The following is a 12,138-nucleotide window of genomic DNA, read 5'->3' on the forward strand; positions in this document are numbered from 1 at the left end:
CTGTTCACTTAGTTGAAACAACAACTATCTGGTGGTTGATCCCGCCAGGAAGGAACTCCATGCTTCTCGGAAACCGCACTCCCCAGACCCTCCAGGACACCGGGCTCGCCCTGGGCAGGCTCGTCATCGGAGCCCTGTTCATCGCGCACGGGTGGCAGAAGATCTCCGAGTTCGGGATGGAGGGCACCGCGTCCAGCTTCGACATGATGGGCGTCCCGCTGCCCGAGGCCGCCGCGTATGCCGCAGCCGCCATCGAGGTCGGCGGCGGCGTGCTGCTCGTGCTCGGCCTGCTCACACCGGTGGCGAGCCTCCTGCTGGTCGTGGACATGGTCGGTGCCTTCTGGTTCGCCCACCGCGAGGCCGGTCCCTTCGTCGCCGATGGCGGCTGGGAGCTCGTCGCCGCACTGGGCGCTGCCGCCCTGGTCATCGGCCTGGTCGGCCCGGGCCGATTCAGCCTCGACGGCCTGGTCGGACGCCGCTCCACGGTGAGCACACCGGCCACCGCCTGACCCTGGTGCCGCGCAGCCGCGCGGCGTGAGAACGACGAAGGACGCGGATCGCAGTCACCTGATGACTGCGATCCGCGTCCTTTCCTGCGTCAGGCTCAGTGACCGACCATGGCCGTCGGGTCGACCGGCTTCTCCGGGGGCTTGCGCGGCAGCAGGAACGCCGGGACCAGCACGCAACCGACCAGGATGGTGCCGACGATGAAGACCGTCGCGAACGAGTCCGCCAGCAGGGGCAGGGCGGTCGGAGCGAGGGCGTCGAGCTGCTTCTGCAGCTGGGCCGCCTGCTCGCCCGTGGCTTGGGAGAGTGCGCCCTTCAGGCCCAGGTACATGCCGGCTTCGTCGTGCTTCTTGATCTGGTTGGTCAACACCACCGAGAAGAGGGCGGTGCCGATGGAGGCGGCGACCTGCTGGGTGATGTTCATCAGCGTCGAGCCGCGGGCGATGTTGTGGTCGGTGAGCGTGGCCAGCGCCGAGCTCATGATCGGCATCATCGTCGACCCCATGCCCAGGCCCATCACGAACAGCGAGCCCATGATGAACAGGTACGACGTGTCCTCGCCGAGCTGGGTGAACATCGCCATGCCGATCGTGACCAGGGCGATGCCGACCATGACGACCTTGCCGGGCCCACGCTTGTCGGCGATGAAGCCCGCGATCGGCATGGTGACCATCGCGCCGATGCCCTGCGGGGCCAGCAGCAGACCGGCCTTCAGGGCGGTCTCACCGCGCACCTGCTGGAAGTAGAGCGGGAACAGCAGGCTGGCACCGAAGAACGCGATCGCGAAGAGGGCCATCGCGATCACTGCGATGGTCATCTGCCGGTTCTGGAACAGCCGCAGCTCGACCAGGGGGTGGATGTTCTTCCCTGCCAACGCCCACGGCACGAACGCGATGATCAGCAGAGTGCCGATGATCGCGGGGATGAGCACTTCACCGTCCCAGACGGTGCCGGCCTCGGGGATGCTCGAGACGCCGTAGAGGAAGGCAGCCAGTCCGGGGGAGAGCAGGACCATGCCGAGCCAGTCGAAGGACTCGGAGGGCTCGACGTGGTCCTTGGGCAGCACGACGAAGGCGTAGACGAAGGCGAGGATGCCGATCGGCAGGTTGATCAGGAAGATCCAGTGCCACGAGGCGGCGTCGATCAGCCAGCCGCCGAGGATCGGGCCGAAGATCGGACCGAGCAGCATCGGGATGCCGAGGATCGCCATCACGCGACCGACCCGGTGCGGGCCCGCGGCGCGGGTCAGGATGGTCATGCCCAGGGGCATCAACATGCCGCCGCCGAGGCCCTGCAGCACGCGGTAGATCACCAGCTGGTCGAGTCCGGTGGCGGTCGCGCACAGCACGGAACCGGCGGTGAACAGGGTCACCGCGATCAGGTAGAGGCGCTTGGTGCCGAACCTGTCGGCGGCCCACCCCGTCAGGGGGATGACGGAGGCGAGGGCCAGCGTGTAGCCGGTCATGGTCCAGGCGACTTGGGCAGAGGTGGCGTCGAACTCGTTCTGGAAGGTCTCGAGGGCGACCGACACGACCGTGATGTCGAGGATCGACATGATCGCGCCGAGCACGACCACGCCGGCCACGATCAGGACGGACTTGTCGAGCTTGTCGTCGTCAGCGGGAGCGCTGGTCTGGGGGGCGCTGGACTCCGGGGTGGTGGTAGACACCACTGAAGGATACGGAACGGAAGCGTTTCATCGCATCCGACTTTTGTCTGCATCGGGGGTGAAGTGACTCACGTCCCCGAGGGGCCGCTCAGGACGTGAGCGCCTCGACGCCGTCGACCAGGCGCGGGTCGTCGGGGGTGACGGTGGGTCGGAAGCGCGAGATGACCTGGCCGTCGGCGGCGACCAGGAACTTCTCGAAGTTCCACTGCACGTCCCCGGCCTCGCCCTCCTCGTCGGGGACCTCGGTCAGCTCGGCATAGATCGGGTGCCGGTCGTCCCCGTTGACGTCGACCTTCTCGGTCATCGGGAACGTCACGCCGTACGTCGACGAGCAGAACTCGGCGATCTCGTCGGACGTGCCGGGCTCCTGGCCGCCGAACTGGTTGCACGGGATGCCGACGACGGTGAAGCCGCGGTCGGCGTACCGCTCGTGGAGCTGCTCCAGAGCGGTGTACTGCGGGGTGAGGCCGCACTTGGAGGCGACGTTGACCAGCAGTGCGGGCTTGCCGCCGGTGATCTCGCCGAGCGTGGTGGACGTGCCGTCGAGTCGGGCGATGGGGGCGTCGAGAAGGCTCATGCGGCGAGCCTAGCGGGGCGCCGTACGGCAAAAGTCAACGCTCGGGGTTCTCTTGCCGGCCGTCCGCGCACGGCCAAGGGTGGACCGGGATCACACCTCACCTCTCGGGAGAAACCTTGATGACACCCGTTCGCCCTCGGCTCGCCTGCCTGGTCGGAGCTGCCGCCCTTGCGGCAGTGCCCGCCCTCGCCGGCACGGCCGACGCACAGCCAGCCGCACCCCTCGTCCCCAGGACCAGCCAGGTGCAGGACGTGGCCCCCGTCCGGGACGCGACCGACGTCCCGCTCAACGAGGTGATGGTCCACCTCCGGGAGCTGCAGTCGATCGCGGACGCCCACGGTGGCAACCGTGCCACCGGTGAGCCCGGCTACCGGGCCTCGGTCGACTACGTCCGGGCGGAGCTCGACGCGGCCGGGTTCACCACCCGGGTCGAGTCGTTCAGCACGAGGTACGGCACCTCCTACAACCTGATCGCCGACTGGCCGGGCGGGGACACCGACCACACGGTGATGATGGGCGGTCACCTCGACAGCGTCTCCGCCGGTCCGGGGATCAACGACAACGGGAGCGGCTCGGCGGCGATCCTGGCCAGCGCCCTGTCCTTCGCCGAGAGCAGTCCGTCGCCGCGCAACCACGTGCGCTTCGGGTTCTGGGGCGCCGAGGAGCTGGGCCTGCTCGGCTCCACGCACTACGTCGACACCCTCACCCAGGCGCAGGTCGACGAGCTGGCGGTGTACTTCAACTTCGACATGGTGGCCTCGCCGAACCCTGGCTACTTCGTCTACCACGACGACCCCAACGGCACGGAGCTGCGCGACGGCCTCACCACGGCGTACGCCGACGCGGGCATCGACTCCGACCACATCGACGTGGACGGTCGTTCCGACCACGCCGCCTTCATGCAGCGCGGCATCCCGACGGCCGGCACGTTCTCCGGAGCGGAGGGACACAAGACCTCCACCCAGGCCGCCAAGTGGGGCGGGCAGGCCAACGAGGCGTTCGACCCCTGCTACCACTCCGCCTGCGACGACATCGACAACCTCGACACGGCCGCGTTGGACCTCAACACCGACCTGATCGCACAGACCCTCGCGGACTGGAGTGCCCACGACTTCGGCGGCGGGACCACCGAGCCACCGACCGGTGACGACGCGATCACCAACGGCGGCTTCGAGTACGGATCGACCGGGTGGCAGGCCACGACGGGCGTGATCAGCACTGACGCGGGCCAGCCCGCTCACGCCGGCTCGACCAAGGCCTGGTTCAACGGCTACGGCCGGGCCCACACCGACACCGCGTCCCAGGTCGTGACGGTGCCGGGGGACGGGCAGCTGTCGTTCTGGTTGAAGATCGACACCGACGAGGACACGTCGTCCCGCGCCTACGACACGTTCCGGCTGCAGCTCGGCTCGACGACGCTGGACACCTGGTCGAACCTCGACGCCGGCGGCTACCGCCAGGTGACGCTGGACCTGACGGCGTACGCCGGTGAGACGGCGGCGCTCACGTTCACCGGCGTGGAGGACGCCTACCTGGCCACCGACTTCGTGGTCGACGACGTGTCGCTGAAGGGCAGCTGAGCCGCCGACCGGTCGCGATGCTGCGCGCCGCACTGCCCGTCCGGCAGGGGCGCCGGGAACGAAGTGTCGGCGCCGCGCGTTAGCGTCTAGCATCTACCGTCGACCTGGAGGTTCGCTTGAGCTTCGTGCCCGTCACTGGCCCCGCGACCTTCCGTGTCGCCGCACCGGCCCGCGACAGCCTGGTCGAGTTCAGCGACGAACGACGCACCGTCAGCCTGCCGATGCGGGCCGCCCTCCCGGTGCTGACCAAGGCGCGCGGGCGCGACGACATCCACCCGAGCGTGGCCCTGCTGGCCGGGGCGGCCCTGCTCGGCATGCAGTTCGTGGCGGCCGGCAAGATCGAGCCCGACACCGGCGGGTGGCGGATCACCGAGCTCGACCCGGCCGACGAGGACCGGGTGCGCCTGTTGGCGGAGTCGCGACACGCTGCGGAGGTCGATGAGCCGGTCGACGTGGTGCGCGGGGTGGTGCATGCGGTCGCCGACGCGATGGCCAGGTCGGCTCCCGCCACCTCCGTCGTACGCCGACCGGCCGGCGCCTCCGCGAAGGCCTTCGCGCGTCGACAACCCGCCGGAGACGTGACCCGTCGCATCCAGGAGCGGGTGGCCCGACTGGCCAACCCCGAAGCCGCGGACGACCGGCCACAGCTGGTCGCCCTGACGCTGCGCATGGAGGCCGACGAGGAGGAGCTGATCGGCGGCACCGTGCGCCTGGTGCTCCAGGTCCACGACGAGCAGGACTCCCTCCACTTCGCCGACGCCGCCCGGTTGTGGACCGAGCCGTCGAGTGATGCCACGCACGGCTTCGGCTCCCGGGCGAAGATCCACGCCACGCAGGCCCTGCGCGGCGCCGCGGAGGCGTGGCCGGTGCTCGAGCGCCTGCTCGAGCTGCAGGTGCCCGACCAGATCACCCTCGACGCCGTCGAGCTGGCCAGCCTGCTCGACGACGGCCTGCCGGCGCTCAAGGCGCGCGGGGTCGACGTGCTCTTCCCACGCTCGCTGGGGCGCGACCTCACGACGCGCGCCGAGCTGCGGCCGGGCGACGGCAAGCGGGAGGAACCGCTGGTCGAGGGGCTGTTCGGCACGGAGTCGTTGTTCAGCTTCAAGTGGCAGGTGGCGCTGCACGGTGACCCGCTCACCGACGACGAGATGGACCAGCTCGCCGAGGCGACGACCCCGATGATCAAGCTGCGCGACAACTGGATGCTGGTCGACCCGAAGACCGCGCGCAGGGCCAGGAAGCGGTTGATCCGCACCGCGAAGCCGGCACAGGCCCTGGCCGCCACCCTGACCGGCCAGGTGTCCGTCGACGACGTCGAGGAGAAGGTGATCGTCGGGGCCACCCTCGAGAAGGTGCGTCAACAGATCCTCACTGCCGCCACGCGTGAGCCGGTGCCCGCTCCGTCCGGCCTGCAGGCCACCCTGCGCGACTACCAGGCCCACGGGCTGACCTGGCTGGCGGAGATGACCTCCCTCGGGCTCGGCGCCTGCCTGGCCGACGACATGGGCCTGGGCAAGACGATCACGGTGATCGCGCTGCACCTGCACCGCCGCTCCCTCGGCATCACCGGGCCGGTCCTGGTGGTCTGCCCGGCCTCGTTGCTCGGCAACTGGGAGGCCGAGATCAGGCGCTTCGCCCCCGGCACCTCGGTCCGCCGCTTCCACGGCGGTTCCCGCACCCTCGAGGGGCTCAGCGACGGCTTCGTGCTGACGACCTACGGCACGATGCGCACCGACAGCCAGCCCAAGGGCAAGCGCGAGCTGGCCGCTGTCCGGTGGGACCTGGTCGTGGCCGACGAGGCGCAACACGTGAAGAACCCGCAGTCCTCGACGGCTCGGGCCCTGCGCACGCTGGACAGCACGGCCCGCATCGCACTCAGCGGCACGCCGGTGGAGAACAACCTCACCGAGCTGTGGGCGATCCTCGACTGGGCGATCCCGGGGTTGCTCGGCTCGCGCAACGCCTTCCGCAAGGTGTGGGCGGGGCCGATCGAGTCCGGGCTCGAGCCGACCAAGGCACGTCAGTTCGCCGACCTCATCCAGCCGTTCCTGCTGCGCCGGCGCAAGTCCGACCCCGGCATCGCGCCGGAGCTGCCCGCCAAGACCGAGACCGACCACCCGCTGCGGCTCACCCGCGAGCAGGCCGTGCTCTACGAGGCACTCGTCCGCGAGTCGATGGAGCGCATCGAGCGCGCCGACGAGCACGCACGGCGCGGACTCGTCCTGCAGCTGCTCACCGGGCTGAAGCAGATCTGCAACCACCCGGCGCACTACCTCAAGCAGGCCAGCTCGCGCCTCTCCGGCCGCTCCGAGAAGCTCGACCTCATCGACGAGCTGCTCGGCACCGTGCTCGCCGAGGACGGCGGGGTGCTGGTCTTCACGCAGTACGTCCAGATGGCGCGGCTGCTCGAGCAGCACCTCGAGGCGACCGGCGTCCCCACCCAGTTCCTGCACGGCGGCACCCCGGTGCGCGAGCGCTCGGCGATGGTCGACCGGTTCCAGGCCGGGGAGACGCCGGTCTTCCTGCTGTCACTGAAGGCCGGCGGCACCGGGCTGAACCTGACCGCGGCCGATCACGTCATCCACTTCGACCGCTGGTGGAACCCCGCCGTCGAGGAGCAGGCGACCGACCGGGCCTACCGGATCGGCCAGACCCGGGCGGTGCAGGTGCACCGCCTGATCACCCAGGGCACGATCGAGGAACGCATCGCCGAGCTGCTGGCCCACAAGCGGTCCCTGGCCGACTCCGTGCTGGCGCGCGGAGAGGCCGGGCTGACCGAGCTCAGCAACGCCGAGCTCCGCGACCTGGTCACGCTGCGGAGCTCCGATTGAGTGCGGTCACCCACCCTCGTTTCGCGCCACGGCGTGGCTCCCGGCCGACCCCGTGGTGGAGCAAGGCGGTGGCCCGGGCCGTCGAGGAGGCGGCGTACCACTCCAACGACCTGCGTGCCGGGCGGTCGCTCGCCCGCGGGGGCCGGGTCGGCGCGCTGACCATCGACAAGGGCTCGCTCTTCGCGGCGGTGCACCAGGGCGACGATGCCTGGACCGTGTCGATCGCCCTGCCGACGCTGTCCCCCGAGGCCTCGGCCACCTTCGTCGAGCTGGTCGCGGCCGAGTCCGGCCGGATCGCCGGGTTGCTCGCCGGCGAGCTCGCCCACCAGCTGGTCGAGGACGCCGAGGACGCCGGGGTCGAGCTGCTGCCCTACGGCGGCGAGTTCTCCGCGTCCTGCTCGTGCGACGCCTGGGCCCAGCCCTGCCCGCACGGGCTGGCCGTGCTCACCCAGCTGACCTGGCTGATCGGCGACGACCCGTTGGCGCTGCTGCACCTGCGTGGCCTCTCCCGGGAGGAGCTGCTCGCCGCGCTCCACGAACGAACCCTGCGGACGCCGACCAATGGTCGGGCCGGGCCGGACGACGCCCAGGACGAAGCGGCCGCCGCTGATGTCGAGGTGGGTGTGGACGCTGCCCGACGAGCCGCCCGCATCCTCGCCGGACTCGAACAGGGCGAAGACGTGAGCCCCCTGCTCTGATGCGCGAACCGTGGGTTTTTGACGACAGCGGCCACCCCGTGACCAGGACGGCCGCTGTCGTGTACCGGCTGAACTCAGCCGGTCACGTTGACGGTCTTGACGGTGGCCTGGCACACGATCCGCTTGCCCTTCTTCTTCAGACCTTCTTGGTGACGGTCATGCGGAACTCGCCGGGCATGATCTTGTTGCCGTCGAAGGAGATCCTCCAGGCGCCCTTGCGGTTGGCCTTGTCCCGACCGGCAGCCAGGTCCTGGTCGACCTGCCTGAGCTTGACGGTGCGACGCCTCTCGCACACGGCCCGCTTGGACTTGACCTTGCCGGAGAACTTCACATGGTCGACGTCATCGGGAACGACCTTGGTCAACTGCCCGTTGGTCTTCACCCGGGTGGTCGAAGCAGCGTGCGCAGCTGTGGGCAGGCTCAGCGCCAAGGTTGTAGCGCCGATGGCGAGCAGTGCGGTGCTGGTTGAACGAGGCGAATGCATGTGAGCTCCCTCTGGGTGCGATCGCCGATCGATCGCACCCCAAGGATCTGCCCCATCGAGCAGCCCGACAAACCGGTTTCCCGCTTCTCGGGCAGACGATCCTCGACGTCCGATAGACCAGTGGTGGCACCAGGCCTCCGCGGCTCAGGCCCAGGGGTCCTCGCGTCGCCACACGGTCGGGAAGCTCAGCTGTATGCCGTCCCGGTCGGCCAGCGCGCCGAGCATCTGCATGGTGACGTCGAGGTCGTCACCGGCGAAGGGGAGCGCCCGCAGCGGCTGGTCGAGTGGACGGAAGAAGTCGTCCCAGTGGATCAGCACGACCCGGTGTGCACCGACTGCCTGCACCGTCTCCTGCCAGAAGGTGCGGATGTGGTCGTCGCTCTGCACCCCCAACTGCCCGATGCCGAGGTAGACCACATCGGCGGACCGGCCGACGAGGGCTCCGGGGAGGAAGCCGGCACTGCCCTGGACGAGGATCGTGGGGCCAGAGGCGTGGCTGACGAAGACCGACCAGGCCTCGCCGCACTTGTAGGCCTTCGCCCTCGCCGGGGTGCGCAGTGGCGCATCGATCGTGCCTGGAAAGCGATCCGGTGGGCAGTGGCGACTCTTGAACGCCGTCACGGTGAAGTCGCCATACGTCCGGGACTCGCCGGAGGCGACCTCGTCGAGGCGCGACTCCGGGAGGCCATGCCCGCGACCGATGTTGGCGGTGGACGACCCGCCGACCAGCTGAGCGCCGGTGCGCTCGGCGACGACCGCAGAATCCATCGCGTGGTCGAAGTGGCTGTGCACGGGGAGCACGGCGGCCAAGCGGTCCACGCCGACCCGGTTGAGGGCGGCGTCGATGCGCGCATCGTCGGGAGTGAGCGGTCGCAGCCCGACCCGGGCCAGGTTCGGCCGGCTGAAGAACCCGTCCGTCATCAGCGACGTGGTGCCGTCGGTGACCAGCAACGTGGCGACGCCGAGGAAGGTGACCGAGAGGTCGCCGGTCGCTTCAGGTATGTCGAAGCGGTGGGCATACGCCGTGACGTCGGGACGGCCGAGGCGGAAACGCATGGCCTGATGCTAGGGCCTCGAGAATCATGGGGCCGTTGCTCAGGGGCTTGCGGAGACGCAGCCGTCCCGTTCTTCCCGGATCCCGTCCACAGGCTCCTCGTCGCTCGGAGGGGTCGAGGGGACGACTTCCCAGGCGTGGGCGAGGTGGGCGAGGGAGACGGACGCCTTCTCGCCGGGTGCCAGCTCCTTGGTCTCGGGGATCTGGTCCCAGAAGTCCAAGTGCTGGTCGCAGCTGAGCACGGCGGTGACCTGTCCACGGATGGGGGCTCGGTCGTGGCGGGCGCTGACCTGGAGGTAACGCCGGCCGGAGTCGGTGGTCCTCCAGCAGAGCAGGGCAGGCCGGGACAGTGTGGTGGCCCAGGCCAGCAGCTCCGAGGGGTTCTCGACCACGGAAGTGACGTCGCCCACAACATCGAGTTCTCGACCGATCCGAAGGAGAATGCCCAAGTCGTTGGCAGTTCGAGTGAGATTCATGGGGAGCTCCTTCCGAGGGACGTGGCGTTCGGGGTGGTGCCGCGGGGCTCCGCGGATCACGGCGTACGGCCGCGGAGCCCCCTGCACCCTGGTTGAGGGCCTCAGGCCTCGATGGAAGCGGGCTGGGCCTGGGTGTCGGAGTTGATCTGGATCTTGCGCGGTTTGGCCTGTTCGGCGACGGGAACGCGCAGGCGGAGCACTCCGCCCTCGTAGCTGGCCTGGATCTTGGCGAGGTCCAGGTTGTCGCCGAGGACCAGTTGGCGGCTGAACATGCCGCGCGGTCGCTCGGAGGCCAGCATCTCCCAGTCGCCATTGCGCGCCATGCGCTCGGCACGCACCGTCAGCACGTTGCGCTCGACGTCGAGGTCGATGCTCTCGGCTGCGATGCCCGGCAGATCGAACTCGATGACGAATTCGTCGCTCTCGCGCCACGCATCCATCGGCATCACCGCAGGACGGTTGGTGGTGCCCAGGACCTGCTGCGCGAAGCGATCCAGCTCACGGAACGGGTCAGCGGTACGAATCAACATTTCGAGTCCTTCCTTCCTCGGAGTTGGTGGTTGTCGGTAACAGCATCTAACATTGCTGTTACAGGTTTTATATAACCGATGTTGGACAACGGATCAAGTCCGTTGCAACAGAATTTTTTCAGCGTGAGGAGGTGACAGGCCTGTGGACGAGCAGTCCCGCGGTGTCTTCGCCATATCGGTGGCCGCCGGCATGGCCTCCATGCAGGTCCAGAACCTTCGCGTCTACGAACGCAAGGGACTCCTGGAGCCCGATCGAACCGCCGGAGGCACGCGCCTGTACAGCCCTGCCGACGTCGAAAGGCTTCGCCGCATCGGTGAGTTGTTGGACGAGGGCCTCAACCTGGCCGGCGTCGCCAAGGTCCTCGACCTGGAGGAACAGGTGAGCCAGCTCGCCGAGGGATCCCCGTCACGTGCGGTGAATCCGCGACCGGGCCCGGGTGCTTCGCGGATTCAGCCGCGATAGACCGAGACTGCCCAGTCGGACTCGTCGGTGAAGGGGTCGAGCTCCCACGTGCCGAAACGGTGCTCGAGACGCCAGCCGAGCTCCTCGCCCCACCCGTCGAGGTCCGCCACGGAGAGCGTGCGGTCGAGGTGGAAGCCGAAGACCACCCGTCCGCCCGGAGCCAGCACGGTGGCCATCGCGGCCAGGATCTGGGGCTCCGTGCCGGAGGCGACGAACGTGATCACGTTTCCGGGGCACACGATGACGTCGAAGCTGCCCAGCTCGGGGGACAGGTCGGCCAGGTCGAGGACTCGCAGGTCGGCCTGCGGGTGTTGTTCGTGCCCCGCCTCGATCAGCAGTGGGTCGACGTCGACACCGACGGCCCGGTGACCGCAGCGGCGCAGGTAGTCCGTCACCCGACCGGCGCCACAACCCGCGTCGAGGATGCGGGATCCGCGGCCGGCCATCGCGTCGACGAAGCGCCCTTCGCCGTCGATGTCATGGCCCTCGGCCGCGATCTTCACGAAGCGCTGGCTGTACTCCTTGCGCTGCTCCTCGGACCTGGCGTCGAACCATCGAGTGCTCATGCTCCGATCATGTCAGCCACGGTTGACGAGCCCGTGCCCGGCCGGAAGCTCGGCCGGGGCGGTGACGCCTTCACCGGGTGCCCGGGGAAGGGGGAAGGGGCAGTGACAGTGCCCGCGCGGCCATCTCGTGCAGCAGCGCGCGCATCTCGGCCTCGGGCAGGAATGCGCTGTGCGGGGTCGAGTTGAGCAGGCCGAAGGTGGCGTGCGCCCGGGCTCGCGCCTCGACCAGCGACAGGGAGTCGTCGAGCTCGCGGAGCTGGGCGGCCCACAGGTCGACGTACGTGCGCTGCAGCGTGCGCACCTTCTCCCGGTCGGCGTCGGGCAGCGACGACCAGTCGCGGTCCTGGACGATGATCAGCGCCTTGTTGGCCAGTGCGAAGGAGATGTGCCAGTCGATCAGGGCCTCGAGCGCGGCGCGGGCAGAGGTGGCCGAGGCCACTCGCGCCCGCCCGACGCTGAGCAGCTCCTCGCTGATCGCGACCAGCATCTCGGCGAGGATCGCGTCCTTGGCTGCGAAGTGCTTGTAGAGCCCCGGGCCGCTGATCCCGCAGGCGGCACCGATCTCGCCGACGGAGACGCCGTGGAAACCGCGCTCGGCGAACAGCGTCGCCGCGGTGGCGATGATCTGCTCGCGTCGGTTCACGGCATCAGGTTAGCGCCCATTAACGAGAGCCCGCGGCAGGAGGCGGCCGGTCTGGACGCG

The 12,138-nt window shown here is 69.3% G+C and carries 13 protein-coding genes; 5 read left to right on the top strand and 8 right to left on the bottom strand.

Annotated features, from left to right (window positions below; translation table 11 throughout):
• The first annotated feature begins 59 nt into the window (after positions 1-59).
• Positions 60-509, top strand: a complete 450-nt coding sequence (locus ncot_RS00430; RefSeq protein ID WP_168615821.1) for a DoxX family protein — start codon at positions 60-62, stop codon at positions 507-509.
• Positions 510-604: 95 nt separating this feature from the next.
• Here ncot_RS00430 and ncot_RS00435 read toward each other — a convergent pair whose 3' ends face one another.
• Entirely contained in the window at positions 605-2,176 is a 1,572-nt protein-coding gene (locus tag ncot_RS00435) for a DHA2 family efflux MFS transporter permease subunit (protein ID WP_240937999.1), read from the bottom strand.
• A gap of 88 nt (positions 2,177-2,264) precedes the next feature.
• On the bottom strand, positions 2,265-2,753 hold the full coding sequence (locus ncot_RS00440; protein WP_168615822.1) for a glutathione peroxidase: 489 nt from the start codon (positions 2,751-2,753) through the stop codon (positions 2,265-2,267).
• A gap of 119 nt (positions 2,754-2,872) precedes the next feature.
• Between ncot_RS00440 and ncot_RS00445 the strand changes: the two genes are divergently transcribed.
• From ncot_RS00445 to ncot_RS00455, 3 genes are all read left to right on the top strand, one after another.
• Positions 2,873-4,333 carry a M28 family peptidase gene (locus ncot_RS00445; protein ID WP_168615823.1) on the top strand — a complete coding sequence of 487 codons (1,461 nt, stop codon included), beginning with the start codon at positions 2,873-2,875 and terminating at the stop codon, positions 4,331-4,333.
• A gap of 125 nt (positions 4,334-4,458) precedes the next feature.
• Positions 4,459-7,164: a DEAD/DEAH box helicase gene (locus ncot_RS00450; protein WP_240938207.1), complete on the top strand. Its 2,706-nt coding sequence runs from the start codon at positions 4,459-4,461 to the stop codon at positions 7,162-7,164.
• On the top strand, positions 7,161-7,862 hold the full coding sequence (locus ncot_RS00455; RefSeq protein WP_168615825.1) for a hypothetical protein: 702 nt from the start codon (positions 7,161-7,163) through the stop codon (positions 7,860-7,862). Before ncot_RS00450 ends, ncot_RS00455 begins: the two co-directional genes overlap by 4 nt.
• A gap of 136 nt (positions 7,863-7,998) precedes the next feature.
• Here the strand turns inward: ncot_RS00455 and ncot_RS00460 are convergent, their stop codons facing one another.
• The 4 genes from ncot_RS00460 to ncot_RS00475 form a co-directional block, all read right to left on the bottom strand.
• Complete coding sequence (locus tag ncot_RS00460) at positions 7,999-8,346, bottom strand: hypothetical protein (protein WP_168615826.1); 348 nt, start codon at positions 8,344-8,346, stop codon at positions 7,999-8,001.
• Positions 8,347-8,490: 144 nt separating this feature from the next.
• A complete protein-coding gene (locus ncot_RS00465) occupies positions 8,491-9,402 on the bottom strand; it encodes an MBL fold metallo-hydrolase (RefSeq protein WP_168615827.1) in 912 nt (303 codons plus the stop codon).
• A gap of 39 nt (positions 9,403-9,441) precedes the next feature.
• Positions 9,442-9,876: a hypothetical protein gene (locus tag ncot_RS00470; protein WP_168615828.1), complete on the bottom strand. Its 435-nt coding sequence runs from the start codon at positions 9,874-9,876 to the stop codon at positions 9,442-9,444.
• A 101-nt stretch (positions 9,877-9,977) separates the two neighbouring features.
• Positions 9,978-10,406 carry an HSP20 family small heat-shock protein gene (locus ncot_RS00475; protein ID WP_168615829.1) on the bottom strand — a complete coding sequence of 143 codons (429 nt, stop codon included), beginning with the start codon at positions 10,404-10,406 and terminating at the stop codon, positions 9,978-9,980.
• Positions 10,407-10,548: 142 nt separating this feature from the next.
• On the opposite strand from ncot_RS00475, the gene ncot_RS00480 reads away from it, so the two are divergent.
• A complete protein-coding gene (locus ncot_RS00480; RefSeq protein ID WP_168615830.1) occupies positions 10,549-10,869 on the top strand; it encodes a MerR family transcriptional regulator in 321 nt (106 codons plus the stop codon).
• Here ncot_RS00480 and ncot_RS00485 read toward each other — a convergent pair.
• Complete coding sequence (locus tag ncot_RS00485; RefSeq protein ID WP_168615831.1) at positions 10,857-11,435, bottom strand: class I SAM-dependent methyltransferase; 579 nt, start codon at positions 11,433-11,435, stop codon at positions 10,857-10,859. The two genes, ncot_RS00480 and ncot_RS00485, sit on opposite strands and share 13 nt — an antisense overlap.
• 70 nt (positions 11,436-11,505) lie before the next feature.
• Positions 11,506-12,078, bottom strand: a complete 573-nt coding sequence (locus ncot_RS00490) for a TetR/AcrR family transcriptional regulator (RefSeq protein WP_168615832.1) — start codon at positions 12,076-12,078, stop codon at positions 11,506-11,508.
• Positions 12,079-12,138: the final 60 nt, after the last annotated feature.

Origin of the sequence: Nocardioides sp. JQ2195, from assembly GCF_012272695.1 — a bacterium.
GTDB lineage: Bacteria > Actinomycetota > Actinomycetes > Propionibacteriales > Nocardioidaceae > Nocardioides.

Excerpts from the sequence above, each read along its gene's own strand:
- ncot_RS00470 (WP_168615828.1), bottom strand. The coding sequence starts at position 9,876 with ATGAATCTCACTCGAACTGCCAACGACTTGGGCATTCTCCTTCGGATC.
- ncot_RS00430 (WP_168615821.1), top strand. The coding sequence starts at position 60 with ATGCTTCTCGGAAACCGCACTCCCCAGACCCTCCAGGACACCGGGCTC.
- ncot_RS00465 (WP_168615827.1), bottom strand. The coding sequence starts at position 9,402 with ATGCGTTTCCGCCTCGGCCGTCCCGACGTCACGGCGTATGCCCACCGC.
- ncot_RS00485 (WP_168615831.1), bottom strand. The coding sequence starts at position 11,435 with ATGAGCACTCGATGGTTCGACGCCAGGTCCGAGGAGCAGCGCAAGGAG.
- ncot_RS00440 (WP_168615822.1), bottom strand. The coding sequence starts at position 2,753 with ATGAGCCTTCTCGACGCCCCCATCGCCCGACTCGACGGCACGTCCACC.
- ncot_RS00475 (WP_168615829.1), bottom strand. The coding sequence starts at position 10,406 with ATGTTGATTCGTACCGCTGACCCGTTCCGTGAGCTGGATCGCTTCGCG.
- ncot_RS00445 (WP_168615823.1), top strand. The coding sequence starts at position 2,873 with ATGACACCCGTTCGCCCTCGGCTCGCCTGCCTGGTCGGAGCTGCCGCC.
- ncot_RS00460 (WP_168615826.1), bottom strand. The coding sequence starts at position 8,346 with ATGCATTCGCCTCGTTCAACCAGCACCGCACTGCTCGCCATCGGCGCT.